This is a genomic window from Candidatus Poriferisodalis sp. (genome assembly GCF_965208925.1).
GTDB lineage: Bacteria > Actinomycetota > Acidimicrobiia > Acidimicrobiales > Poriferisodalaceae > Poriferisodalis.
In genome coordinates, this window is the sequence record NZ_OZ242364.1 from 2,892,793 (window position 1) to 2,917,353 (window position 24,561).

23 protein-coding genes are annotated in these 24,561 nt (G+C 66.8%); 5 read left to right on the plus strand and 18 right to left on the minus strand.

What is annotated here, in order from left to right:
• Window positions 1–106: 106 nt before the first annotated feature.
• The 15 genes from ftsZ to ACOGI5_RS12785 form a co-directional block, all read right to left on the minus strand.
• The gene (ftsZ, locus tag ACOGI5_RS12715) at window positions 107–1,183 is read right to left on the minus strand and encodes a cell division protein FtsZ (RefSeq protein ID WP_419864779.1); all 1,077 of its coding nucleotides are present in this window, start codon (window positions 1,181–1,183) and stop codon (window positions 107–109) included.
• 230 nt (window positions 1,184–1,413) lie between these two features.
• The gene (locus tag ACOGI5_RS12720) at window positions 1,414–2,163 is read right to left on the minus strand and encodes a cell division protein FtsQ/DivIB (protein WP_419864780.1); all 750 of its coding nucleotides are present in this window, start codon (window positions 2,161–2,163) and stop codon (window positions 1,414–1,416) included.
• 3 nt (window positions 2,164–2,166) lie between these two features.
• On the minus strand, window positions 2,167–3,153 hold the full coding sequence (murB, locus tag ACOGI5_RS12725; protein ID WP_419864781.1) for a UDP-N-acetylmuramate dehydrogenase: 987 nt from the start codon (window positions 3,151–3,153) through the stop codon (window positions 2,167–2,169).
• Complete coding sequence (gene murC, locus ACOGI5_RS12730; RefSeq protein WP_419864782.1) at window positions 3,143–4,474, minus strand: UDP-N-acetylmuramate--L-alanine ligase; 1,332 nt, start codon at window positions 4,472–4,474, stop codon at window positions 3,143–3,145. The genes murB and murC overlap by 11 nt, the downstream gene beginning before the upstream one ends.
• Before the next feature lie 89 nt (window positions 4,475–4,563).
• Window positions 4,564–5,754, minus strand: a complete 1,191-nt coding sequence (locus ACOGI5_RS12735; RefSeq protein WP_419864783.1) for a UDP-N-acetylglucosamine--N-acetylmuramyl-(pentapeptide) pyrophosphoryl-undecaprenol N-acetylglucosamine transferase — start codon at window positions 5,752–5,754, stop codon at window positions 4,564–4,566.
• Window positions 5,755–5,757: 3 nt separating this feature from the next.
• Window positions 5,758–6,888 (minus strand): putative lipid II flippase FtsW, encoded by a 1,131-nt coding sequence (gene ftsW / locus ACOGI5_RS12740; protein ID WP_419864784.1) that lies wholly within the window; start codon window positions 6,886–6,888, stop codon window positions 5,758–5,760.
• The gene (murD, locus tag ACOGI5_RS12745; RefSeq protein ID WP_419864785.1) at window positions 6,885–8,312 is read right to left on the minus strand and encodes a UDP-N-acetylmuramoyl-L-alanine--D-glutamate ligase; all 1,428 of its coding nucleotides are present in this window, start codon (window positions 8,310–8,312) and stop codon (window positions 6,885–6,887) included. Before murD ends, ftsW begins: the two co-directional genes overlap by 4 nt.
• Complete coding sequence (gene mraY / locus ACOGI5_RS12750; protein ID WP_419864786.1) at window positions 8,309–9,361, minus strand: phospho-N-acetylmuramoyl-pentapeptide-transferase; 1,053 nt, start codon at window positions 9,359–9,361, stop codon at window positions 8,309–8,311. Before mraY ends, murD begins: the two co-directional genes overlap by 4 nt.
• A complete protein-coding gene (locus ACOGI5_RS12755; RefSeq protein ID WP_419864787.1) occupies window positions 9,358–10,851 on the minus strand; it encodes a UDP-N-acetylmuramoyl-L-alanyl-D-glutamate--2,6-diaminopimelate ligase in 1,494 nt (497 codons plus the stop codon). The genes mraY and ACOGI5_RS12755 overlap by 4 nt, the downstream gene beginning before the upstream one ends.
• A complete protein-coding gene (locus tag ACOGI5_RS12760) occupies window positions 10,844–12,778 on the minus strand; it encodes a peptidoglycan D,D-transpeptidase FtsI family protein (RefSeq protein ID WP_419864788.1) in 1,935 nt (644 codons plus the stop codon). Before ACOGI5_RS12760 ends, ACOGI5_RS12755 begins: the two co-directional genes overlap by 8 nt.
• A complete protein-coding gene (locus tag ACOGI5_RS12765; protein WP_419864789.1) occupies window positions 12,762–13,220 on the minus strand; it encodes a hypothetical protein in 459 nt (152 codons plus the stop codon). The genes ACOGI5_RS12760 and ACOGI5_RS12765 overlap by 17 nt, the downstream gene beginning before the upstream one ends.
• Window positions 13,221–13,253: 33 nt before the next feature.
• Entirely contained in the window at window positions 13,254–14,210 is a 957-nt protein-coding gene (rsmH, locus tag ACOGI5_RS12770; RefSeq protein WP_419864790.1) for a 16S rRNA (cytosine(1402)-N(4))-methyltransferase RsmH, read from the minus strand.
• Window positions 14,207–14,653: a division/cell wall cluster transcriptional repressor MraZ gene (locus ACOGI5_RS12775; protein ID WP_419864791.1), complete on the minus strand. Its 447-nt coding sequence runs from the start codon at window positions 14,651–14,653 to the stop codon at window positions 14,207–14,209. Before ACOGI5_RS12775 ends, rsmH begins: the two co-directional genes overlap by 4 nt.
• A 122-nt stretch (window positions 14,654–14,775) precedes the next feature.
• Entirely contained in the window at window positions 14,776–15,426 is a 651-nt protein-coding gene (locus tag ACOGI5_RS12780; protein WP_419865486.1) for a lipoyl protein ligase domain-containing protein, read from the minus strand.
• Between the two features lie 52 nt (window positions 15,427–15,478).
• Entirely contained in the window at window positions 15,479–16,114 is a 636-nt protein-coding gene (locus tag ACOGI5_RS12785; protein ID WP_419864792.1) for an HNH endonuclease, read from the minus strand.
• A gap of 463 nt (window positions 16,115–16,577) precedes the next feature.
• Here ACOGI5_RS12785 and ACOGI5_RS12790 point away from each other — a divergent pair, with 463 nt between their 5' ends.
• Genes ACOGI5_RS12790 through ACOGI5_RS12800 form a run of 3 tightly spaced genes read left to right on the plus strand, consistent with a single transcriptional unit; the run spans window position 16,578 to window position 21,023 of the window.
• Window positions 16,578–17,555: an AAA family ATPase gene (locus tag ACOGI5_RS12790; RefSeq protein ID WP_419864793.1), complete on the plus strand. Its 978-nt coding sequence runs from the start codon at window positions 16,578–16,580 to the stop codon at window positions 17,553–17,555.
• A gap of 13 nt (window positions 17,556–17,568) precedes the next feature.
• Window positions 17,569–18,762, plus strand: coding sequence for a DUF58 domain-containing protein (locus ACOGI5_RS12795; RefSeq protein ID WP_419864794.1), 1,194 nt, complete (start codon window positions 17,569–17,571; stop codon window positions 18,760–18,762).
• On the plus strand, window positions 18,759–21,023 hold the full coding sequence (locus ACOGI5_RS12800) for a transglutaminaseTgpA domain-containing protein (RefSeq protein ID WP_419864795.1): 2,265 nt from the start codon (window positions 18,759–18,761) through the stop codon (window positions 21,021–21,023). Before ACOGI5_RS12795 ends, ACOGI5_RS12800 begins: the two co-directional genes overlap by 4 nt.
• On the opposite strand, the gene ACOGI5_RS12805 is transcribed toward ACOGI5_RS12800, so the two are convergent.
• From ACOGI5_RS12805 to ACOGI5_RS12815, 3 genes are all read right to left on the minus strand, one after another.
• Window positions 21,020–21,397 carry a DUF3040 domain-containing protein gene (locus tag ACOGI5_RS12805; protein ID WP_419864796.1) on the minus strand — a complete coding sequence of 126 codons (378 nt, stop codon included), beginning with the start codon at window positions 21,395–21,397 and terminating at the stop codon, window positions 21,020–21,022. The genes ACOGI5_RS12800 and ACOGI5_RS12805 overlap by 4 nt on opposite strands.
• Before the next feature lie 91 nt (window positions 21,398–21,488).
• Window positions 21,489–22,868 carry a DNA polymerase IV gene (gene dinB / locus ACOGI5_RS12810; protein ID WP_419864797.1) on the minus strand — a complete coding sequence of 460 codons (1,380 nt, stop codon included), beginning with the start codon at window positions 22,866–22,868 and terminating at the stop codon, window positions 21,489–21,491.
• Window positions 22,865–23,371 (minus strand): NUDIX hydrolase, encoded by a 507-nt coding sequence (locus ACOGI5_RS12815; RefSeq protein WP_419864798.1) that lies wholly within the window; start codon window positions 23,369–23,371, stop codon window positions 22,865–22,867. Before ACOGI5_RS12815 ends, dinB begins: the two co-directional genes overlap by 4 nt.
• 142 nt (window positions 23,372–23,513) lie before the next feature.
• On the opposite strand from ACOGI5_RS12815, the gene ACOGI5_RS12820 reads away from it, so the two are divergent.
• Window positions 23,514–23,825 (plus strand): hypothetical protein, encoded by a 312-nt coding sequence (locus ACOGI5_RS12820; protein ID WP_419864799.1) that lies wholly within the window; start codon window positions 23,514–23,516, stop codon window positions 23,823–23,825.
• Window positions 23,822–24,502, plus strand: a complete 681-nt coding sequence (locus tag ACOGI5_RS12825; protein ID WP_419864800.1) for a response regulator — start codon at window positions 23,822–23,824, stop codon at window positions 24,500–24,502. The genes ACOGI5_RS12820 and ACOGI5_RS12825 overlap by 4 nt, the downstream gene beginning before the upstream one ends.
• The last annotated feature ends 59 nt before the right edge of the window (window positions 24,503–24,561 follow it).

Consider the following 24,561-nt stretch of genomic DNA (forward strand, 5'->3'; position numbering starts at 1 on the left):
TCGAAGCGTTTGCCAGCGCAGCGTGCCGAGCTGTACAGCCTCGTCGCGACGTCTCGATTGACGTCGATGTGCGGCAGTCTGGAGCAGTTGTGATGTGAGCCAGGCTTCACCGCAGGAAGCTGGGCACGTCGAACGACTCGTCGTCCTCGTCGAGGTCGCCGAACGGGTCGGCCACATCGCCAGTTTCCTCCGAGGCGGCGTAGTCGCCCAGCGCAGCACTCGCGGAACGGCCCGGTCCGTAACGGTCGAATCCTGCAGCGATGACCGTTACACGTATCTCTTCGCCGAGTGAATCGTCGATCACAGTGCCGAAGATGATGTTGGCCTCGGCGTGCGCCACTTCGCGGATGACTTCCGCCGCCTCGTTGACCTCGAACAGCCCGAGATCTGGCCCCGCGGCAATGTTCAGCAAGATGCCGCGGGCACCGTCAATGGATTCCTCGAGCAGCGACGACGAGACTGCTTGCCGGGCGGCATTCTTGGAACGGTTCTCGCCATGGGCGCGACCGATTCCCATCAGGGCGGTACCGGCGCTCGACATGATCGCCTTGACATCGGCGAAGTCGGTATTGATGAGGCCCGGCGTGGTGATCAGGCCCGAGATGCCGGACACGCCCTCGCGCAGTACGTCGTCCGCCATTCGGAAGGCATCGATGATCGACGTGTGCTCGCTCGCCACGGTCAGCAGCCGATCATTCGGGATCACGATCAGCGTGTCGACGCGCTCCTTCAGCCGCTCGATGCCCTGTTCGGCCTGAATCTGCCTGCGCTTGCCCTCGAAGGCAAACGGGCGCGTCACCACTCCGATGGTCAGCGCTCCTACCTCCTTGGAGACCTCTGCCACCACCGGCGCGCCCCCGGTGCCAGTGCCGCCGCCTTCGCCGGCGGTGATGAACACCATGTCCGCGCCCTGCAGCGCTTCGGCGATCTCATCACGGTGCTCTTCCGCGGCTCGAGTGCCGATCTCGGGATCGCTGCCGGCGCCGAGCCCACGAGTCAGCTGGCGGCCGATGTCGAGCTTGACGTCAGCGTCGCTCAGCAGCAGGGCTTGGGCGTCGGTATTGACGGCGATGAACTCGACTCCGCCTAAACCGAAATCGATCATGCGGTTGACGGCATTCGAGCCGCCGCCCCCGACGCCCACCACCTTGATGACTGCCACGTAGTTCTGTGGTGAGGCCACAGGGCTCCTTGCGTTCACTGGCCGGCCGCGACACTGCACGTGCCGTCGACGGGCACCTTCTACGGGAAAATAGCGCAATTGACGACAGTACTGACGCCTCTGCCGATCGGCAAGACCCTGCGCTCGGCCGCCGAGAGGCGAAGCCGTGGCCCGAGCGGCCCGTGAGCGAAGCGAACAAGAGCGGAAACAACAGGTACTGCAACGGAGGGCTCATCTGCCGGCGCGGCGCCTTAGCCCGATTGGCGGAGCACCGGCAGGTGCGGAACCGACACATCCAATATGGCATCGGAGGTCGTGATCTCCCCGATGACCGCAGCAATTGCCGCCGTCTTGGCCCCGATCGCCGACTCGTCCCCCAGGGTCACCTCCAGTACGAGGTTGCCGGACTGTTGGCGCACACGCGCGCGTATGTCCCCGCGTCTGTCCCGCCACATCGAAGCAATCACATACTCCGGCTGTCCGTCGGCGGCACTCAATGCCGCGAGCAGAGCATCCGCATCGCTCGCGAGGAACCCACCCGGTCCCGGCGCCGCAGCAATGCCTGACAAGCGCGGATACTCAGGCAGGACAGCGAGCGGCGAGGTGAGGACGCGACCTTCGATGTCGATGAGCACCCAGCTGCCGGGAGCGGCCAACGTGATCGCCGCGCCGGTGCGCTCGACGATGTCCACTTCCACGCCCGCAGGCCATCGTCGCTGGACTCGTGCCTCAGCGACCCAGGGCAGTTGCTCGAGTGATCGTTCAGCTTCGCCGGCGTCGAGTGTTCCCATGAAGTCCCCGGTGCGGATGCCGGCAGCTTCGTGAGCCTCGTCATAGCTCACGCGATGCAGACCGTTGAAGTGAACTCGGTCTACTTCGAAGGTGCCTGCGGCGAGAAGAATCGTGACGATCGAGGTCGCGATGGCCCCGAGCGCTGCAGCGGTCAGCCACCGACGGCGACGTTTTGTCCGCGCCGGAGGCTTCGTATCACCCGGAGCCATCGTTCAAAATGGCATCGGTGCCGTCTCGAAGCCCACCATGCGGATCTCGGGCCGCAACACGATCCCGGACGACTCAGTCACCCGGCGCCGCACTTCGGCCATGAGCGCGACGACATCTGCTGCAGTGCCGCCTGGATCCGAAACGATGAAATTCGCGTGCAGGCGCGATACCTCGGCCGTGCCGATGCGCAGGCCGCGAAGACCTGTCTGGTCGATGCGAGCCCCCGCGGACACTGTCTTTGCCAACTCAGCCCCTGCCAGCTCAGCAGGCGGGTTCATGAAGACTGAACCGGCGTTCTGCCCGCCGGGCTGATGCTCCCGGCGCCAGCGAACGATGTCCGCGATCTGATCCATCGCCTTCGACGGTGACGTTTGCTGCCCGCTCAGGCGCGCTCGAACCACGACGTGACCGTCTTGGAGCCCACTGCTGCGGTAGCCCAAGTCCAAGGCATCGACATCACGGGCCTCGGCTTCGTCTCCGGACTCAGCCTGCAGATCGACGACGTCAGCGTCGATCAAGCACGACGCCATATCGCTGCCGTGCCCTCCAGCGTTCATGCGCACGGCACCGCCCACGGAACCCGGAACACCGACGGCCCATTCCAGACCGCCGAATCCTGCAGCGGCACACTGGCGCGCAAGCACCGGCAGTGCCACAGATGCGCCTGCAGTGACCGCGGTGTTCGCATGATCGAAGTCGATCTCGCCGTAGGCATCGCCGAGGAAGAGTGCGATGCCCTCGAAACCGTGGTCTGCCACCAGCAGGTTCGATCCTCGCCCGACCACGAGAATCTCCAGCCCGGATGCTGCTGCGGCCTCCCGGGCACGCCGCAGGTCGGACGGGCCGTTTGCCACGAACGCCACCGCTGCCGGACCACCGACCCTCGAAGTGGTCAACGCACCCAGCGGGGCATTGAGGCGAGCGTCATCGCCAAGCAGGGTCGCTGCACGTCGAACGGCATCAGGGTCTGACCACTGCTCAGGAGACATGCAGCAGCTCATCTGCGAGCGTCGTCAGGTCACCGGCGCCCAATGTGAGACACAGGTCGCCGGGGCGCAGATGGGTTCGCAGGTAGGACCGCAGTTCGGCCCGGCCTGGGAGGTACGCCACCGACGCGTACGGGTGGGCGTCGAGCACAGCGCCGAGCAGCAGTTCGGCGGACACACCGGGCCGAGGCAGCTCGCCCGCGGAGTAGATGTCGGTGAGGACCAGCTGGTCAGCATCAGCGAAGGAGTCCGCAAAATCCTGCCAGAGCGCTGCGGTCCGCGAGTAGCGATGCGGCTGGAAGACGGCGACAACCCGCTTCCAGCCTCCGCTGCGAGCTGCGGCGATCGCTGCGGTCACCTCGGTGGGCAGGTGCGCATAATCGTCGATGAATGCCACCCCGTCGCGCTCGCCGCGTCGTTCGAACCGCCTGGCGATGCCGGCAAATCGACCGAGGGCATCGATCATCGGTGACGCGGCAGCCCCGAGCTCGAGTGCCGCCGCGAGTGCACCGGCCGCATTCGTCACGTTGTGCAATCCAGGCAGCGGCAGCTCGCAACGGCCGATCGACGTCGCGCCGGTGACCAATTCGAAGCTCGCACCGGTACGCGAGCTGTGCGCGTCGGTGATCCGGTAGTCGGCCTGGGGGGCCCTGCCGTACGTGACGCAGCCGCCAACGCGCTCGGCCATGGCGGCTGCCCCTTGATCATCGGCACACACGATGCGTGGCCCGGCAGCACTGCTGGCGAAGGCCTCGAATGCAGCCACGAGCTCGTCGAAGTTGCCGTAGTGGTCGAGATGGTCAGGCTCGATGTTCGTCACGACTACCGCATCGGCGCCCAACTCGAGGAACGTCCCATCAGATTCGTCTGCTTCGACGACGAACCACTCCCCCGCCGTATCCCAAACGGCACCGGAGCCGATTTCGTTCACCTCGCCGCCCACGAGGAACGAGGGGTGTTCACCGGCTGCTACCAGGCAAAGCGCCAGCATCGACGAAGTGGTCGTCTTGCCGTGGGTGCCGCCGACTGCCAGCGTTTGCTTGCGCCGGCAGATTCCTGCGAGCAACTCAGCCCGGCTGAGCACCGGAATGCCGCGGCGGCGGGCCTCGACCAGTTCCGCATTGTCTTGTGGCACTGCACTCGAATGGGCCACGACATCCGCCGAGCCGATGTTGGCGGCCTCATGGCCTATGACGACCCGAGCGCCATGAGCTGCGAGTCGTGTCATGCCGAGGCCTGCTCGCAGGTCGCTGCCGCTCACGGCATGGCCCATCTCAGCGAGCACCAACCCGATGGCATTCATGCCGGCGCCGCCCGCTCCCACCAAATGAATGCTGCGAGCCTCCTCAAGCTCGGATGACGGGCCTGACGGTCCCGGAGCTCGTGGCGTTCGAGCGGCGGACGGTGAGGTGGTCACGTTGTGTGCTTTCTCGACGAACGATCCGCTGCGACGACTGTGCCAGGCACCGCTGAACTGTGATCTATGACGAGCTGCGCTACCCGCTGTGCAGCGTCTCGACGACCGAAGGTGGATTCGGTGGGACGCTCCGTTCGGGCCAGACGCTGCGATCCGAGCATCTGCTCGAGCTCTGCCAGCATCCGCTCGCCGTCGAACTCGGCGTCGGCAACGACGCACGCAGCGCCGGTGGCGGCCAACTCTTCCGCATTGCGACGTTGGTGGTCGTTGGTCGCTATCGGCAGGGGCACCAGCACTGCAGGCGTGCCGATGACCGACAGCTCTGCCACGGTCGAGGCCCCGGCACGACAGATCGCGAGGTCAGCCGCAGCCAATGCGGCAGGCAATTGCTCATCGAACGGCACGGCCTGGTACCAGTCACGCACCTGCGAGCCATCAGGTCGCCGTGGCGGCGATGGCGGCCGCTCAGCCCAATCGCGCTTGCCCACCACGTGATAGATGAACAGTCCGTCGCGGTCCCGCAGTGACGGCAGCGCCGTCCAGGTGGCAGTGTTGATCCGGAGCGAGCCCTGCGAACCGCCGAACACCACCACAACGGTTGCATCTGCGGGCCAGCCGAGCCCCGCACGGGCGTCGCCCGCTCCGAGTGCAGCCTCGACGACTGACGGGCGCACGGGATTCCCGGTCACGATTTCCCTGTGCAGCCCCGTCCCGCGGACCGGTACGGCCGCGGCGCGTGCGAATCGGCCCAGCAATCGGTTCGTTGCCGACGCGACTGCGTTCTGCTCGGCGATCACCAACGGCACGCGCCAGATCACCGCTCCCACCGTTGCGGGCAGCGCGGCATAGCCGCCCAGTGACAGCACCGCAGCTGGACGCCGCCGTCCAACGAGCGCTATGCCGCGCAAGGTGGCCCACGCCAAGCTCGCTGCAGCACGCGCGTTGGTCAGGTTCACCCGGCGTGCGGTCAGGCCCCGACCTCCGAGCAAGGTCACGCCGAAGCCAGCATCCGGCACGATCTGTGCATCGATTCCCCGTGCGCTGCCGACGAAATGGATCCCTTCCGCGGGCCAGCCACGTTCGGTCAGCGCGGACGCCACCGCCAAGCCGGGCATCAGGTGCCCCGCGGTTCCGCCCCCCGCGATCAGGACGCTGGGGGCGTGCGGGGTGCTGCCGGGTGCTGCCACCGCTCAACCGGATCGCCGCGTCACATTCAGCAGCAAACCTGCGGCCGCTGCTGTCACTACCAGTGACGAACCGCCGAACGACAGGAATGGCAGCGTCACACCAGTCACTGGCAGCAATCCAATCACACCGCCGACGTTCACCAGCGTCTGGAGCACGAACCAGATGGCAATGCCGGCTGCGAGCAGCGAACCGAACAGGTCTGGTGCCTTCTGGCTCGTCCGGAGCCCCCCTATGCCAACGACCCCCAGCAGGGTCAGGAGCCCGAGGGCGCCGAGGAGTCCCATCTCCTCGCCGACGATGACGAATATGAAGTCGGTGGGTGCATTGGGCACCCAGCCCCATTTGGCCTGGCCTGCCCCCAGGCCAGTGCCGCGCAGCCCTCCCTGCGCCAGACCCACCAGGCTCTGGAACGTCTGGTAGCCGCTCGAGGCCCGTTCAGAGATCGGGTCCAGGAAGCCGGCGAGCCGCGCACGGCGGTACGGCGCCGCGTACGCCAGCAGCGGCGCTGCCACCATGACCATGGCAGCGATCTTGGTCAGATCGCGGCCTGGCAGACCCGCGACGAAGAGCATGCCGATGCCGATTCCCGCCAGGATGAGGGTGGTTCCCAGATCCGGTTGGAGCAACACCAGCGAGCACCCGGCGGTGAGCAGGAGCATCGCAGGCCGCAGGATCCGGTCGGGACGCTCGATCTGATCCTTGCGGGCATCCAAAAAAGCCGCCAACGCAACGATGAGCGCCAGTTTCGCTATCTCCGCCGGCTGAATGCTGATCTGGCCGACTTCAATCCATCGACGAGCGCCGCCGGTACGTTTTCCCACCGCCAGCACGATTGCCAACAACGTCACGCTCGCGGCTGCGAGGGGCACTGCCATGCGCCGCCAATGCCGGTAATCGACCCCGAGCGTGACGAGCAGCACGGCAACAGCGATCCCGACCGACCACAAGTGCCGGGTGAAGTACTGCAAAGGACGGTCCGACGATCCGATTCCGGTCGCTGACGTCGCCGACAGCACCAGTACGACGCCGGTGAGCAGCAGCAAGAAGACCGCGGACAGGAGGGCGGCGTAGCGTACCGACGGGCCCGATGAGGGCCGGCGTGGCGGAGTGCTTGGCACGTCCAGCTTGCTCATGGCTGTTCCTCACTCGGAACCCGCGAGCGGATGCGCTCAGCGAGGTCAGCCACCGCCGTGCCGAAGTGCTCGCCACGTTGGCCGTAGCTCGAGTACCAGTCGAAAGAGGCGCACCCGGGCGACAGCACTACATCGCGGTCGGGTAGCGCCATCCGGTGGGCAGCCTCCACGGCTTCGGGCATCGAATCTGCACGGTCGAGCTCCATCTGGCCGCATGCAGGCTGGCTGAAGCAGTCGAGCACATCGTCGGCGGCTTCGCCGATCGCCACTACGCCATGAACATGATCGGCCACAGCGGCCAGCTCCCCGAGATCGAGGCCCTTGTTCCGGCCGCCTGCAATCAGCACGGCATCGGAGAAGCCCCGCAGTGCTGCCACCGTCGCATGCGGCGCCGTCGCTTTGCTGTCGTCGTAGAAGCTCACGGCGCCGATGCGCCCCGAGAACGCGAGCCGGTGAGGCAGCCCATCGAATGATCGCAGCTCTGCCGCCACCGCCTCGGCAGATGCACCCATCTCCAGCGCAACAGCCGCTGCAGCCGCAGCATTCGACAAATCGTGGGGACGCTGTCGGGGCATTTCCGCCGCTGGCACAACGCTGTCGCCGTGTGCAATCAGGATGCCGCGCTCGTAGCGCACATCGCATGGCGCATCGAGCTGCCGCGGCGTCGCGAAGGTCACACGTTGTGAACGGATTCCGGAGGTCCACGGTTCGACATCGGTGTCGCCGAAGGGAACCACCGCGACATCGTCGGGACCTTGTGCCGCCCAGATCCTGGCCTTGGACGCGGCGTAGTCCCGCAGATCAGGATGCCAGTCCAGATGATCGGGGGCCAGATTCAGCCACGCAGCAACCGCGGGAGCGAATCTGCGCGCCCGGTGCAGCCTGAATGACGATGCCTCCACCACGAACGTGGAGACCTCGCGATCAATAGCGTCCACCAGGGCGATATCGGTGTTGCCGGCGCCGACAGCGGAGATTCCGCTCCGGTTCAGCATTCGCTCCGTGAGGACTGTGACCGTCGTCTTGCCATTGGTGCCAGTAATCGCTGCGAGAGGTCGACTGTCCCACTGTGCTGCCAGATCCAGCTCGCTGACCACCGGCACTCGGGCCGCAGCTGCCAGCGCGTAGCTGAGGTGACGCGGTGGCACACCCGGGGACGGCACGACGGCTGCGGCGCCTGAGACCAGGCTCCTGAGCAGGCCCGCATCGGTGGAATCGTGAATCTCGTCGAATGGAGCATCTGCGGCGGCCCCTCTGCGCGCCGCCTCGCCGGGTCGGTCATCGGCAGCGATGACCTCGTGACCTCGCGCTGCCAGCGCGGAGGCCACCGCTCGTCCGGTCACTCCCATGCCAACGACGACGACCGCTCCGTCGTCGGGCATTACGTCGTCGGGTGCCCGTTCATGGCTGACCGAGGCGCTCACAACGAGCCTGCCGGAATCTCGACGAGATCCAGACTCAGGAAGTCGGCGTAATACAGGCCCAACGCCAGCGCGACAAGCAGGCTGTTGACGACCCAGAGTCGGATGATCACGGTGGTCTCCGGCCATCCGCCCAACTCGAGATGGTGGTGCATCGGCGCCATCCGGAACAGGCGGCGGCCGAAGAGTCGGAATGAGCCGACCTGGATGATCACCGATGCGGTCTCGATGACATAGAGACCGCCGATGACGGGCAGCAGGAGATCGACGTGCAGCAGCATCGCGAGCCCTGCCATCGCGGTGCCGATGGCAAGCGAACCGGTATCGCCCATGAATATCCGCGCCGGGGGCGCATTCCACCACAGGAACCCCGCGCACGCTCCGGCCATGGCGGCGGCGACGATGGCGAGGTCCAGGGGGTGCTTGACGTCGTAGGAGATGGGGTGACGGAATGCCCAGTAACCGATCACGACAAAGGCCGCGAACGCCACCGCGGCGGCTCCGGCAGCAAGGCCGTCCAGGCCATCTGTCAGGTTCACTGCATTGGACATGCCGAGGACGATGATGACTGCCCACAGAATCCACACGGCAGCGGGAAGCCGCAGCGAGTTACCGTCCAGTCGTGTGAATCCGACGGCGGTATCGAGGTTCACCCACCACACCGACGCGACGGCAAAGCCGATGCCCACGGCAATCAACCCGATCAGCTTGGCCCGCTTGTTCAGTCCCAGATTGCGCTCACGGCTGACCTTGATCCAGTCATCGGCCAGGCCCACCAGGCCCGCAGCGCAGACGGCGGCCAGCAGCACGATGCCCGACCGCGTGATGACGGTCTCGGCCCGCAGGTGACTGACGACATACCCCACGACGGCTGCCGTGACAACTGCGACGCCGCCCATCGTCGGCGTGCCTGCCTTGGTGATGTGACCTCGGGGGCCGTCGAGGCGGATGGGTTGGCCGACGCCGCGCGCTTGCAGCCAGGGAATGAGGTAGCGAGTGCCCACGAGCGACACGAACATTGCGGAGCTGGCGGCGATGAGGAGTGCAATCATCGCTGTGCACTCCTGCGCTGTCGAAGGTGCTCGGCCGCAACGACTGCATCGTCGAACGGTACGGAATGCCCGGCAGTCACCTGCGCTGTCTCGTGGCCTTTCCCAGCGACTACGAGGACATCACCGGCCTCAGCATTCCTGATGGCGTACGAGATGGCGCTCGACCTGTCCAAGTCGACATGCAAGCCGTCGTCTGCGTCGTGCCGACTGACCACGCCCGCGGCGATATCGGATGCGATACGAGCAGGATCCTCGCTGCGAGGATTGTCGGAGGTCAGGATGAGCACATCGGCATGCCGATCCGCTGCTGCGCCCATGAGAGCCCGCTTGGACTGATCCCGGTCGCCGCCCGCTCCGAACACTGCCCACAGACGGCCGCCTGCAGCACCGAGCTCGCGTGCGCCGATCAGAGCGGCAGCAAGTGCGTCTGGTTTGTGGGCGTAGTCGACCAAGACGGTGATGTCATCATCCGGACCGCTGACCGGCCACAGGCGCCCTCGTACCGGGGACACGGCAGCGATCGCCTCCGCAATCGCATCATCATCGAATCCGAGGGCGCTCGCCGTCGCCGCCGCGGCCGCCACGTTCGCGGCATTGAACCGACCCAGCAGCCCGCAGTGAACGGATCGACCGCGCCACCGGCCTGTGAAGCCCGCTGTGCTCACCACGATGTGGTCGATGTCGGACGGCTGCCACTCGACCACCTCGGCCGTTGTGCCAGCGGCCATCGATGCCAAGCGGCGGCCCCAAGCATCGGCGACATTCAACACCGCTATTTCGCTGCGACCGTCGAAGAGGCGCGCCTTGGCGTTGAAATAGTCCTCCATCGTCCTATGGAAATCGAGATGCTCATGGCTCAGGTTCGTGAACACTCCGGCAGCGAAGCTGGCGCCATCGACCCTGCCCTGGGCGAGCGCGTGAGATGACACCTCGAGCACGACCATCCCGGTTCCCGCATCGGCAGCCTGGCTGAGACGCCGGCACAGATCGGGTGCCTCGGGCGTGGTGTGCGTTCCGTCCAGCGTGCCCATGACCTCACAAGTGGTACCGCACGCGCTCGCAATGTCGGCGATTGCGTGCGTGACCGTGGTCTTGCCCGCTGTCCCGGTGACGCCCACGACCGGGCAGCGGCGCCATGGCTGCCCCCACACCGCAGCTGATGCCGGTCCGAGCACCTCTCGCACGTCGGCCACAACGATCTGGGGCACATCGACATCGAGGACCTGTGACACCAGCAGCGTCACAGCACCTGCGTGCAGCGCGTCAGCGGCGAACCGGTGGCCGTCGTGGTGCTGTCCTGCGACGCAGGCGAACAGCGCGCCGGGCGTGACTGCACGGCTGTCGTGGGTAATGCCGCGCACGAGGGCCGCGGAACCGGCGGCCTCGTCGTTTCGTTGGGCCGCGGGCAGCACACAGGTGCCGCCGATTGCCGCAGCCAGTTCTTCCACCGGAATCGGCATCACCGGCGTGATGCTGCGCTGCTCAGACATCCGGCGACACCTGGAGCATGCGCAGGGCGTATTCGGCGACCTCCGCGAAGACTGGTGCGGCCACGATGGCGGCTCGGTATTCGTCAGGCTCGTCGAGCACCACGACCACGGTGAGCTCAGGTCGGTCTGCGGGGAGGAATCCTGCGAAGGAACTGGTGTACGCCTCGGAGGAGTAGCCGCCCTCAGGGCTGGGCTTCTGCGCGGTGCCGGTCTTGCCCGCGACCTGGTAACCGTCGATTGCCGCTCGCTTGCCGGTTCCCGAACGGACCACTTCAGCCAGAATGGCCTGCATCTGCTGCGCGGTCCGCTCGGACAGCACCCGGCGTGTCGGGACCACCTCAGCCGGTCGCAGCGCACCGTTGCTGCCCACGCTGCCCAGCACGAGGCGCGGCGTGACGTACACGCCGTCGTTCGCAATGGCGTTGTACGCAGCGGTGAGCTGAATTGCGGTGATCGCGATGCCTTGGCCGAACGCAATCGTGGCGAGGTCGGTGCCGCGCCATTGGTTCGCAGCACGCAGGATTCCTCGGCTCTCGCCGGGCAACGCCGGCGCGTCATCGCCTCCGGTCAAGCGGCCGAAGCCGAATGACCGCAGAGAACGCTGCAATTCAGTGGCGCCAACCCGCTCGGCAAGCTTGATGGTCCCGATGTTCGACGAATGAACGAGAATCTCTGAGGTCGTCATGTCCGTGCTGGGCTTGGAATAGGGCTCGATGAATTCCTTGTCGGCGAATGTGTACGCGGCCGGCGTCGAATGCACCTCGACCGGCGTGGTGAGGCCTGCTTCCAGCGCCGTGGCGACCGTGAAGCTCTTTGCCACCGAGCCCGGCTCGAAGGCATCTGTATAGGCGGGGTTGTAGGCCACTGGCCTGATCTCATCCGTGTCCCGATCGCGGGCGACCGCCGCCAGCGCCAAGACATCGCCGGTATCGGTCTGCATCACTACCACCATGCCGCCTCTGGCATTGGTGGCACTGACAGCATCACTGACAGACCGCTCCGCAACCCACTGCATCTGCGAATGCAACGTGAGCACCACGTCGTCGCCATGGCTGGCAGGTTCAAAGAGCTCGGTTCCTGTCGGCAGCGGCATTCCGCTCTGGGCGATACGCGCGACCTCACGGCCGTCTGTGCCGTCGAGCACCTCGGCGAACTGTTTCTCGGCACCGCCCAGCGGGTTCTGATCGATATCGGTGGCGCCGAGCAGCCCGCGCGCGAAGTCGTCCCCATTGGGTCGTAGCCGTGAGGATTCCCCACGCACGCCGATACCGGCCAGTTGCAGCTCCTGTACCGCCAGCCCATCTGAGGGGCTCACTTGACGCGCCACATAAACGAAGTGCCGGTCGCTTGCGAGCCGTTCGGCGATGACGCCGGCGTCGATGTCGAGCACTGATGCCAAGACTGCCGCCGTCTGGTAGGGATCGGTCACGAGGCGGGGATCGGCCCAGATCGTGGGCAAGTTGTCAGACACAGCGAGCAGGTTCAGATTCCGATCCAAGATCGCACCGCGGACCGATTCGAGCTCCCACTGTGCCGTCCCCTGGCGCTCACCGAGGGTGGCATAGGTCTCGCGGTCGAGCACCTGCACTTGAACCAGTCGGACGCCCAGGGTGGCCAGCGCCGCGGCCGAGGCGATGATCAGCAGCAGCGCCCGCCGGCGAGGCGACCCGGCGCGAGCCGTGCGCCGGCGGGGATCTCGTTCGGTCCGCTTCGTTGCGGATGATGTCCTCGGTTCGCCAGGTGAACGCTGCGCTCCCGCCGACGGGTGCCACCGGCGCGTTGTCGCCGCATCAGACCGTCCGGTTGCCGCTGCGCCTGCACGCGACGCGGAATCCGAGCGCTCAGCCGGCGGCCGCAGCCCCGGCGGCGCACCCATCGACGGGTGCCATGGCGCCGGAGCTGTGTGCCGGTCAAGAACGTCGGTCATGCGCTGTGGACGCGTCGGTCAGCAGCGTCTTGATCGAGAGCCAGTCTCCGCCTTCATGGACCCGACGTTGCGGCAAGTCGACGGCGGCAATATGCCGCGGCTCGATCCGCACATCGATCGGATCGGACGCGCTCACCAGGCCGAGCGCGCCCACGCCCATCAATTCGATCTCCGCGGGACCATGGAGCGTCTGGAGCTCGTAGCGAAGGTCGATCAGGCGCTCTCGCTCTGCAGCGATCTCCGACTCGAGTTCTGAGAGTCGATATTGCCCGGCCGCCAGCATCGAATGGAATACCGCGAGACCGGCGAGCACAGTGATGGCAGCAGCAGCCAGCAGCGCAGTCACGCCGACCAGACGCAACCCCACGGCGCGACCCACCGGCGCCTGCACCAGTCGCGGCGGAGTATCGGCGACCGTGAAGTGGGCAGTGGCAAGGGCCATCGGGCGAAGCTCGGCTCTCTGACGGCGCTGGTATCAGCTACGGGCAGGCTCGAGCCGCTCTGCTGCGCGCATCACGGCGCTGGCGGCGCGCGGGTTCCGCTCGACTTCTGCACCGCTGGGCCGGGTGACCTTGCGGCGCAGCAGGCGAACGGTGGGCGCGGCGCCGCAGATGCATGGCAGCGTCGACGGGCATTCGCACACGCCGTCGGCCGCTTCTCGCAGAATGATCTTCACAATGCTGTCTTCTCCTGAGTGATAGGCGAGCGTTGCGAGGCGCCCACATGGCTGCAGGCGCGCGAGCGCTGCTCGCATGGCGGGTTCGATGAGGTTCAGTTCGTCGTTCACTTCGATGCGGATCGCCGCGAATGTGCGCATCGCCGGATGGCGACGGCTGCGCCGAGCTGCGGCCGGCACAGCAGCCTTGACGGCGTCGGCCAGTTGGCGGGTCGAACGCAATGGTCTGGCGGCCACAATCCCCGCGGCGATGCGGTGGGCGTAGCGCTCTCCGGCATGGCGCCTCAACAGGTCTCGCAGCTCAGCGAACTCGTAGGTGTTGACGACGACGCCCGCATCAAGTGCCGAGCGGGAGTCCATGCGCATGTCCAGTGGGGCGTCGTGACGGTGGGAGAAACCGCGCTCGCCCGAATCCAGCTGATGGCTGCTGACGCCGAAGTCGAACAGAACACCAGTGAGCGGGCCGCCAGCAGCCGTATCGACCAGCTCCCCGAGGCGATCGAACCGCTCGCAGCGAAGCGTGACCCGGTCCCCGAAGGCCGCAAGCCGTTCCTGTGCTGCCGCGATTGCCTCCGGATCGCGATCGATGCCGAGCAGCTGCCGCTCAGGATCCTGCCGCAGGAGCATCTCGGCGTGACCGCCGCCGCCCAAGGTCGCGTCCACGAACAGCCCGCCGGCAACAGGGGCGAACACTTCGGCGATCTCGTCAACCATGACGGGCTGATGGAAAGAACGAGCAGCGGTAGACACGCTCACGCCTGCTCCGCTGCCCCGATGCCGCTCTCGGGTGCTGCCAGGAGCGATTCGCCCTGGGCGTTCATCTCATGCCAGCGCCCCGCGTCCCAGATCTCGACTTCATCAATCGCGCCGATCACGACGCACTCGCGCTGCAGGCCGGCGAAGCGGCGCAGCTCTTCAGGAACCGCTATCCGGCCCTGCTTGTCGGGCAGGACGCGGGCGGCTCCCGCTCCAAATGAGCGCTTGGCCGCGCGCCCGTGCGGCCCGCCGGACTGGGAACGCTCGGACATCCTGCCCGCGATCTCGCCGAATCGGTCCGGCGTCATGAGAGCGAGGCAGCCCTCGCTGTGCTTGATCAAGAAGCCGGACGGTTCGAAAGCGCCGCGAAAGCTTGCCGGCAGCACGATGCGGCCCTTCGCATCGAGCGAGTGCTCGTGCTGACCGACGAACAGACTCTCCACCGCAGGGCCTCCGCAGCGTCCGAATGGGAACCTGATTCGTGTGGGCATCTGTGCCCTCACAAACCACTTCGCACCACTTTATGGGGAAAGCACCCACGCTGTCCACCCCGGATGTGCCGGCGCTAATGCGTATCTCGTGCGGTGATGAAGCTGATTATCTGCTCGGTGATGCCAGAGGGCGAGGCTGCGAGGCCGAGATCGGCCCAGCCGGTTGCTCTGTCGAGGGCGCGAGCGGCGGTGGCGGCATCCACGACGGATGCGAGGGGTCCGAGCTCGAAGCGCTCATAGGCGACGCATTGGAAGCGGCTGCCTTCACGTGTACGACGCTGGGAGACGCCGACGAGCTTCCGGCCGTCCACCACCACCTCGCCAGGGCCGAGCGACCCAAAGCAGAGCAGGCCCTCTGACGGTCCAGCTTCGTATGGGCCGGGATGCATGCTGGCGGGCAAGCCGACATCGGCGAAGGCCGCGGCCAGCGTGCGGCCCAGCCAGTGAAAAGCCTTGCCGACGTCAGAGTGCCAGAGGGGATCACCGGTCGGCACGAAGACGTCCACCCATGCGCTCGTCCCCGGGTCCAGCCATACCAGTCCCCCACCGCTGTGTCGCCGGACAAGCTCAGTTTGCATCCCGCCGAAGAGGTCAGGGCTGGCAGAACCCAGGATCAGTGCGGGTGCGGTCGGGCGCATCCACGAGACGCGGCGGCGACCGTCGCGTGGCATCGGACGTGCATGCAGCAATGCAGCGCTTGCGTGCCATTCGTCGTGTACCCACATGGCCACAGGCACACGATGGCAGACAGCCGTGCGCGCTTTCGTATCGTGTGGCTCAGACGAGTTGGGGTCGCAGGTCGCCGAGGTAGTCGGTCCACTCAGAGGGGGTATCGCCACGCATCGCCGCCACGACGGCGAGCGGCTCGGGGGCGTAGGGAGTCTGGCGCAGCCGGAACCGGCTCTCTGACAGCAACGAATCCCCCTTGCCCACGTTGCACGCCCGGCAGCAGGCCACCACGTTCTCCCACGTGTGCTCCCCACCGCGGCTGCGCGGATGGACATGGTCGATGCATTCGGCCCCCCTCCCGCAGTATTGGCAGCGAAAGGCATCACGCGCGAACACGGCACGCCGGTGGAGCGGGGCACGTCTCCGGTAAGGCGCCCGTGCGTGATACGTCAGCCGCACGACTGAGGGCACCGACATCGTCAGACGAGGAGAGCGAATGCTGCCGGGCCTGGTGTGAACGACATCGGCTTTGCCCGCCAGCACCAGCAACAGGGCGCGCCGCACAGTCGTGATCGACAGCGGTTGGTAGGTGACGTTGAGCACCAGCGTCCGTTCCGACAGCACAGTGCGTGGCCGCGTGATCTTGCCATCGCGATTGACCGCATGGCCGTTGATCGCACCGTTCCCGTTGACCGCATCGACGACAGGCTGCGGCGGGTACGCGACCGTTCGAACGGAAGTCACGTCACGGCCTCAGCGCCGCCGGTCCAGCGTCACGGACTTCATGCGACGGCTGTACCGCAGCAGCGGAGGGCCAACGTCTGCACCATTCCAGCCATTGGATCAGATCAGCTGGTGCGGCGGCTGCACGGCCCTCAGAGCCGACGGCGGTCAACAGCCGGAATCGCACATAATCGCGGTGAGGCACGGGCAGGAACGGCGGGCGCATCCACCAGCGCGACGGGATCAGCCGCCTCATGGCTCGCCCGGCAGTGAGCCACAGCCGCGGGCGCATGGCCACGGCCGCGAGCGCCGCCCCGATGCGGGGGCCGCGTGGAGTCCGTGATCGGCGCACCGGGCCACTCTAGAAGCGACAGCGGGAAGCGACGGTGACGGTGAAGTGATGCTGAGTAGCCTCACAGCGTTCTCCGAGTCCCGGCCTGGAGGCCGGCACAACGGAATTCTCCAGCCCCGAAAGCCAGACGCCGTGCGCAATCACACTCCTTCGCAATCGCACGTTGCCGATGCCGAGACGTTCCGGCAAACGTTCGAGCGCATCACTGCGAACGTGGAGCGGGTCATACGCGGCAAGCCCGACGCGGTCGGGCTATCGCTGCTGTGCTTGCTGTGCGACGGACACCTGCTGATCGAAGACGTGCCGGGGGTCGGCAAGACCAGCCTTGCCAAGTCGCTTGCGGCTTCGATTGACGCACCGTTCGGCCGGATCCAATTCACGCCCGACGTGCTGCCGTCGGATGTCATCGGCGTCAACGTGTGGGACGAGCGCGAGCGCGCATTCGAGTTCCGTCCCGGCGCGCTCTTCTCCAGCATCGTGCTGGTTGACGAGATCAACCGAGCTTCGCCGAAGACGCAGGCGGCACTGCTCGAAGCCATGCAGGAACGCCAAGTCACCACCGACCGCACCACACGTCCGCTCGGCCAGCCGTTCATGGTGATCGCCACACAGAACCCGATCGAGCACGAGGGCACCTACCCGTTGCCTGAGTCTCAGCTCGACCGGTTCCTGATGCGCGTCAGCATCGGTTATCCGGATGCGGACTCGGCCGTCGAGGTGCTCGATCTCCACGACGGCACCACGGAGATCGTGCTCGAGCCCGTCGCCGCCGCCAGCGAGGTGCTGGCCATGACCCGCACCGTCACCGAAGTCCACGTTGCCCCGGCGCTGCGCCGCTACATCGTCGCCGTGGCCGATGCTTCGCGCCAGCGCGGCACGATCACGCTGGGCATCAGTCCACGCGCCACGCTCGACCTCCAGCGCGTTGCACAAGCACGCGCACTGGCCGCCGGCCGGAACTACGTGGTGCCCGACGATGTGAAGGCCGTCGCTGAGCCAGTGCTCGGTCACCGGATCCGCTTGAGCGCCGATGCGCAACTGCAAGGCTTGACGCCCCAGACAGCACTGCGCGACGTCTTCGACGCCGTCGCTGTCCCCACCGCCGGCTAAGAGGCTGAGCAGCGTGCTGACGCGGCGGGGCATCTCCGTCGGGATCGGCTCGGCAGTCGCCGCCGGCGCCGGCCGGCTGTTCGGCATGGGCGAACTCTTGGTGCTCGCATTGGCGGGGATAGCACTGATCTCGGGCTCGGTGGCATGGACGCGGACGCGCCGGATCCGTCTCAGGATCCAGCGTTCGGTCCAGCCGGCACGTGTCCATGCTGGAGGCAAGGCACGGGTACAGCTCGTCCTCACCAACTTGGGCGGACATGCCCCCGTGCTCCAGCTCACCGATCCGGTGACCGGCACGCTCGGCGCACGCCTGCAGGTCGGCCCGCTGCTCGCCGCCGAGCGTCTGAGCACGTCATACCTGCTGCCGACTCAACGTCGGGGACGCTTGGAGATCGGACCGGCAGAGGTAGATGTCGTCGATCCGTTCGGCTTGGCCCGCACCTCCATCGGCTACGGCCCGCGGACGATGCTGGTCGTCTATCCCGCGACGCTGACACTGGTACCGCCTCGCCTGGCTCGCGGGCCTGAACCGTTGGGCCTTGCTGCGGACGCTCACACCTTGCAGCGCATCGGCGAGGACTTCTACGCGCTGCGCGACTACACGGCCGGCGATGATGTCCGCCGCATCCACTGGCCCTCGACGGCGCGTCTCGGGCGTCCCATGGTGCGAGAAGACGAAGTGCCCCGCCGGAGCAGGGTCACGGTGGTGCTCGACACCCGCAGCACCGCATTTGACGCTGATCCGCTCGCCGACGGGAGCTTCGAGCTTGCCGTATCTGCCGCCGCGAGCGTCGTACTGGCCAGCGCTGCTCGGCATGACCCGCTGCGACTGCTGACGGTGGCGGGCGCCGACACCGGCTTCGTGACATCGGGGGAAGGCTTGGCCCAGCTGTTCGATCATCTCGCCGACGTCTCTACATCTGCGCAAGGATCCCTGCGCAGCACGCTTGCGGCCGCCGCGGCTTCGGCCGTAGGCGCAGTGGTCGTGGTGCTCGGAGGCACCGCATTCGATGCGGCGCGCGATGCCGAAGCGATCTCTGCAGCAGGGTCGCGCACGTCGTCGATGACTGTCATCCGCGTGTGCAGATCCGGTGATGCCTTGCCGGCAGGCGGCCCGGGAGTGGTCGATATCCGCACGCTCGCCGAGCTCGGACCCAAGTGGGCCGCAGCGCAGACATCGTCCCAAGCGAACGGGGTGCGCACATGAGAGGGCGCAGCTTGTGGCAGGTGGAGGTCTCGCTCTGGCTGCTGACGCTGCTCGCGGTGCTCACCGCTCGTCGCCTGTTCGACGCTTGGGACTACGCGCCGCTGTGGCTCGTCTTGGCGTTGGGCGGTCATGCCTCGGCTGCGGTCACTCGGCGTCAGCGCTGGCCCCTTGCAGCGGCCGCGACGGCATCGGCGGTGATGCTGATCATCGTCGAAGGACTGGCCCTGTACTCCGACACACTCTGGCTGCGCCTGCTTCCCACCGCCGAGACACTGCGGCAAGCGGCGGCCGACGTGACTTCGGCCTGGGATGCCTTCGGCATCGTGGAAGCGCCGACACCGGCCACCGCAGGCTTTCTGCTGGTCGGCGGTGCCGTCATCTGGCTGGCGGCCTTTGCCGCCGACGCACTGGCATTGCGCGCGAAGTCGGTAGGAGAAGGGCTGCTTCCAGCCTTCTGCGTGCTCGCCTTCGTGGGGGCATTGGGTACCGATGCGTGGCGCATCCGCAGTGCCGCCGCGATGGTCATCTGCGCCGCGGCGTTCGTTGCCGCGCACGGCATCCACTACACCGGGGACCGGACCTCAGTGGGTGCGACCGACCGACGACGTGCAACCGTGCCCATGCGCTCGGCGCTGCGCCTGGGAATCCCCGCCGCGCTGGGCGCCGCGCTGCTGGTGCCATTGCTGCCCGGCAGCGACGCCCCGGCAATCGTCTCGTGGAAGGACCTCGATGGCAGTGCCCCAGCGTCGAGGGTGACGATCAGCCCCCTAGTTAATGCCCAAGGCCGGCTGGTGGGCACGTCGGGTGCCGAGTTGTTCCGGGTTACCGCAGATGCACCTGCGTATTGGAGGGTTTCAGGTCTCAGCCGCTTCGACGGAACGTTCTGGGGATCCGAACAGCTCTACGGAAATGCGTCCAGGCATCTGGACGGGCGAACCAGCGACGAGTTGCTCACCCAGCAAGTCACCATCGGGGCGCTCGACAGCATCTGGTTGCCGGCCGCATACGAACCGGTCGCCTACGACGGCCCTGAGGCGCTGTACGACCCGGAAACCGGCACGCTGGTCACCGAGCACAGCAGCGAGCTGGAGTCGGGCATGACCTACACGGTCAGCTCGAATGTCGACGTTCCCTCTGTCGCAGGGCTCGTGGCAGCCAGCGGAGACGTGCCCTCCGACATTGCCGACAACTACTTGGGCCTGCCAGACAACTTCAACCCGCGGGTGGCGAGCCTCGCGGGTGACATCACCGCCGACGCAGCTGGCCCGTACGCGAAGGCCCTGGCGCTGCAGAACTTCTTCCTCGAGAACTTCGCCTACGCATTGAGAGTGCCCAGCGGGCACGACACCGAGCGCATGGAACAGTTCCTGTTCACCGAACGGCGCGGCTATTGCGAGCAATTCGCCGGTACCTATGCCGCTATGGCCCGGGCGATCGGCTTGCCCGCGCGAGTGGCGGTCGGATTCACGCCGGGTGAGCTGATCGACGGCGTCTACGTGGTCAGGGGCGAGCACTATCACGCATGGCCCGAAGTCTGGATCGGCGGACGCTGGGTGTACTTCGAGCCGACCCCAGGGCGAGGCGCTCCCGGGGCTGTCGTCTACACCGGTGTGGCGCCCCAGCAAGCAGTGCCGGGCGACCCCGAGGCGGCCGGCGAAGGCGGATCGGGATTCATCGGCGAGCTGGGCCTCGAAGATCTGGAAGGCCTGTCAGGCGATCTCGAAGGCTTCGTAGACGTCCTCGACTTCGAGGGCTCGCAGGCGCCGACGGGGAGCTGGTCGGAATGGCTCGTCGTTCCCTTCTATGCAGTGCTGGCGGTCGGGATCGGCTGGATCATCATCGTGCCGTCGGCCGTGCGAGTCCGCCGGGCACTGCACCATCGCCGCGCCCGTCACGATGCCCGCGCCGCGATCGGTGCCGCATGGGATGACGTTGCTGAGACGCTGTTCAACCTTGGCATCGACCAGCGGGCAGTCGAGACACACGCTGAGTTCGCCGATCGTGTCGACCGTCGACTGCGCATCGATTCAGGCGAGCTGCGCTCGTTGGCGGCTGCCGCTCAAGAGGCTGCCTACGCGGCCGAGCCCCCGGGACCGCAGACGGTCACTGACGCCAGGCTGGACGCACAGCATCTCGAAGCGCGCATCCGGTCCGCGCGCAGCCGCTGGGATCGCATCGGGACCGCATGCCGACCGGCAGCGCTGACGGCCGGTCCCCGCTCTCGCCGCCGGCACCGAGTTGGGCTCGCCAGCAGGGCTTAGCTGGGGTCGTTGCGGAAACGGCGTCGCATGCGGTCGCCGAAGGAATCCGGATTGTTCGGCCGCGAGCGCTTGGCGATCGAGTCTGAGACCTTCTCGAGCCCGAGCTTGCCCATCTTGCGGACGTTGCGCTCGATCACCACCGCGCTGGCGAAGACCACCAGGAACGCGACAAATGACAGCGCAAAGTGCACCTGCAGACCCAAGCCGATGCCGACCAATCCCAGGATCCCGCCGAGCACGGCCCAGCGGATGTTGCGCAGCGCATGGCGAGTCAGCGTGGTCTCCGACACCTCCCGCGCGAATTCAGGATCGGTGTCGTAGAAGTCCTTCTCGATCTCGAGCAGGATGCGTTGTTCATCTTCCGAAAGCGGCACGCACAGGCTCCAAATGCTGTATTGCCGATGTTGCTGCCAGTGTAGAACCGCGCTCGGCCCTACTTCCACGCACCCACGAAGTGCGTTGTGCTCAGCGGCCCCAACGGCGTTCGCCTGGAGTGCCATCACGCAGTGCTGCTGAGCCGTGGGCGATCACGGACCTGCCGAAACGGTCTCGTATGGCATCAAGCGCTTCTGCGAGCCTGAGATCGAGTTCGGTGTCACCCGTCGGGCCCCAGACCGCCTCGCCACTGCACGCATCACCGCTAGCGGGCGGAATGCCCAGGTCGAGTGCCAGCTGGCGCGGTGACGGTGAGCCGGCTTCGCGTCCGTCGAGCGCCCCGGGCGTTGTCTCGGTCGCTGGCGATGCGGTTTCTTCCAGGTTCGATACCGCTACTCCCAGCAAGCGGATTCCCCGGTCGAGAGCAAGCGTGCCGACCAGCTCCTGCGCCGCGTGGGCAAGCGCATGTCCGGTCTGGATCGGCGCTGGCAGCGTCTGTGCTCGCGTCCGCAACGAGAAGTCGGGATGCTTGACCTTCACGGTCACGGTCCGCCCCGACAGCCCGTTGGCGCGCAGGCGTGATGCGACGGCATCGGCGAGCCGCACCGTCTCGCTCCGAATGCGATCGAGGCCGGTCAGATCGGTTTCGAATGTCTGCTCGTGGCTCACCGATCGCGGGAGCCCGCCCCGGTGGACTGGCCGGTCGTCGATTCCCTGCGCCAGTGCTGCGAGATGGACACCGTGCGCGGCACCGACCGTCGAGACCAGCCGTTCCAGCGGCACAGCCGCCAAATCGCCGACCGTGTAGACCTCTATCTCGTTCAGCCGGCGGAGCGTTACGGGACCGACCCCCCACAACGCCTCGACAGCGTGAGCCTGCAGGAAGTCCAGCTCCCGCGAGACGCTGACCACACAGACACCGAGCCCTGGCCGTGGTCCATCGGGGTGCACGGCCGGCTTTGCCGCGACCGACGCGAGCTTCGCGAGCGTCTTGTTCGACGCAACGCCAACTGAACAGTCCAGCGCCACCGCTTCCCGAACGGAGTTGCGCAAGTGCCACGCGATCTCCGACGATGAACCGAACAGGCGGTGGGCACCGGAGACATCCAGAAAGGCCTCATCCAGCGCGATGGGCTCCACGTGGGGCGTGACCGACTCGAAGACCTCCGCGATCGCCGATGAGGCTTCGATGTAGCCGGAGAAATCTGAGGTGACGACAACGGCGGACGGGCAGAGGCGGCGTGCTTGCGCAGTCGGCATGGCTGCGTGCACGCCTGCTGCCCGCGCTTCGTAGCTGGCGGAGGCAACAACACCTCGCCGGCCGGATCCCCCGACTATCACGGGCCGTCCGATCAGAGAAGGATCGCGCATGCGCTCTACTTCCACGTAGAACGCGTCCATGTCGACATGCAGGATCGGCAGCTCGTCGGGCTCAGCCTCATCAGGCGGTCGATGCTGTGGCTGAATCATGAGGCGGCGGGCGTCACCACCAATCCGTCGCGATGGTCCCCGGTCACGGTGTAGCGGAACACATGGCCGCGCGGTGCGCTGCCCTCGAGGTACGTCAGCAATGGCTCGGCCATCCATGCGTACTGGCCGGTGAGCAGATCTTCAAGCTCACCGACGCGTACCCACCGGGCATCGAAGACGATGCCGTCGGGATCGGCGATGTCCAGGTCGCCGCTCCATTGCCGGGCCTCGTGAACTTCGACCGTCAAGAACCAGCCAGGTCCGTCGCTGCCGTCTGCCTCAACGGTGTACAGCGGGCCGTCCCAGACCGAGACCCGCAGCCCGGTTTCTTCGGCGACCTCACGCGTCAATGCTCCGAGCACGGTCTCGCCCGGATCGACCACACCGCCTGGTGTGCTCCAATCGGTACTGCCGTTGCGCCGCCGGTTGTTGACCATGAGCACGGCATCATCATCGGCGAGGATGCCGCCGGCCACAGCCCATCGGTGCACATCAGCCGGCATTGGCGCAGTCTGCCACGCAAGGCCAGAGGCTGAGCCCGGGCCCGAGCGGCTCGTGAGCCCAATCGCATGGCTATGGGGAGCATGAGCGGAGACCGCTCGGTGATTGACGAGTTGCTGCACGCCTGGCCGTACCATGGCGCGGGTGAGCATGCATGACGACGGCGACAGCATCGGGCTCACGGCGGCGCCCACAGCGCTGCCATCGGTGCTGGCCAGGGCCTTGGCCTTCGGTGCAATTGTCGTTGCGGCTGTGTGCGGTGGTCTCGCGGGATACGCGACGAGCGCTCTGCAGTGCAGCGGGGGATGCGTCGGTCCGGCGCTGGGCGGCACGGCCATCGGCGCCTTGGCCGCCGCCGCAGGCGTGGCCGCGCTCGCGGCCCTTGTGCTGCGCTCCATGAGCGAATGGGCTGACCAAGCCTCGGTACAGCTTCGCAAGAAAGGGACACGGCGTTGACCACCAACGTTCTCGCAGTCGAAGACGACGAGCGGATCCGCACAGCGCTGCGCCTCGCGCTGGAGGACGAAGGCTGGCAGGTCAGCGAGGCCGAGTCGTGCGAGGAAGCTCTCGAGCGATTCACTCCCGAGAGCACCGATGTCGTGCTCGTCGACATCATGCTGCCCGGTCTCGACGGGTTCGAGCTGTGCCGCTCCATCAGGCGGATCAGTCATGTGCCGATCATCATGGTGACCGCTCGCGACGACACTCACGACGTCGTTGCCGGACTCGAGGCCGGCGCGGACGACTATCTCACGAAGCCTTTCGCCCCCAAGGAATTGTCCGCGCGCATCAGGGCCCTGCTGCGGCGAAGTCGGACCGTGGACGGCAGCGGCCTGCCGCGAACTGTCGGCGACCTCGAGATCTACCCCGACGAAGGCGTCGTGACCAAGGGCGGCAACGAGTTGCACCTGACCAAGACCGAGTTCCGGCTGCTCTGCGAGCTGTCCGACAATCCCGGCAAGGTGATGAGCCGCGAGCAACTGCTCGAACGAGTCTGGGGCTACGACTACTTCGGCGACGGTCGTCTGGTGGACGTGCATGTCCGCCGGCTGCGCCTCAAGATCGAGGACGATCCGGCGAGCCCGCGCTACGTGGCGACGGCTCGGGGCCTGGGTTACAAGCTGCGGGCGTGACATGAGGCTGCGCTGGCCGCGGCCCCTGCGCCGGTTGCCACTACATGAGACTGCGCTGG

Bases quoted from the DNA above. Each gene is read 5' to 3' on its own strand.
- ACOGI5_RS12720 (WP_419864780.1), bottom strand. From the start codon at position 2,163: ATGGCTCCGGGTGATACGAAGCCTCCGGCGCGGACAAAACGTCGCCGT.
- murB (WP_419864781.1), bottom strand. From the start codon at position 3,153: ATGTCTCCTGAGCAGTGGTCAGACCCTGATGCCGTTCGACGTGCAGCG.
- ftsW (WP_419864784.1), bottom strand. From the start codon at position 6,888: ATGAGCAAGCTGGACGTGCCAAGCACTCCGCCACGCCGGCCCTCATCG.
- mraY (WP_419864786.1), bottom strand. From the start codon at position 9,361: ATGATTGCACTCCTCATCGCCGCCAGCTCCGCAATGTTCGTGTCGCTC.
- ACOGI5_RS12755 (WP_419864787.1), bottom strand. From the start codon at position 10,851: ATGTCTGAGCAGCGCAGCATCACGCCGGTGATGCCGATTCCGGTGGAA.
- ACOGI5_RS12760 (WP_419864788.1), bottom strand. From the start codon at position 12,778: ATGACCGACGTTCTTGACCGGCACACAGCTCCGGCGCCATGGCACCCG.
- ACOGI5_RS12765 (WP_419864789.1), bottom strand. From the start codon at position 13,220: ATGGCCCTTGCCACTGCCCACTTCACGGTCGCCGATACTCCGCCGCGA.
- ACOGI5_RS12780 (WP_419865486.1), bottom strand. From the start codon at position 15,426: ATGTGGGTACACGACGAATGGCACGCAAGCGCTGCATTGCTGCATGCA.
- ACOGI5_RS12800 (WP_419864795.1), top strand. From the start codon at position 18,759: ATGAGAGGGCGCAGCTTGTGGCAGGTGGAGGTCTCGCTCTGGCTGCTG.
- dinB (WP_419864797.1), bottom strand. From the start codon at position 22,868: ATGATTCAGCCACAGCATCGACCGCCTGATGAGGCTGAGCCCGACGAG.
- ACOGI5_RS12815 (WP_419864798.1), bottom strand. From the start codon at position 23,371: ATGCCGGCTGATGTGCACCGATGGGCTGTGGCCGGCGGCATCCTCGCC.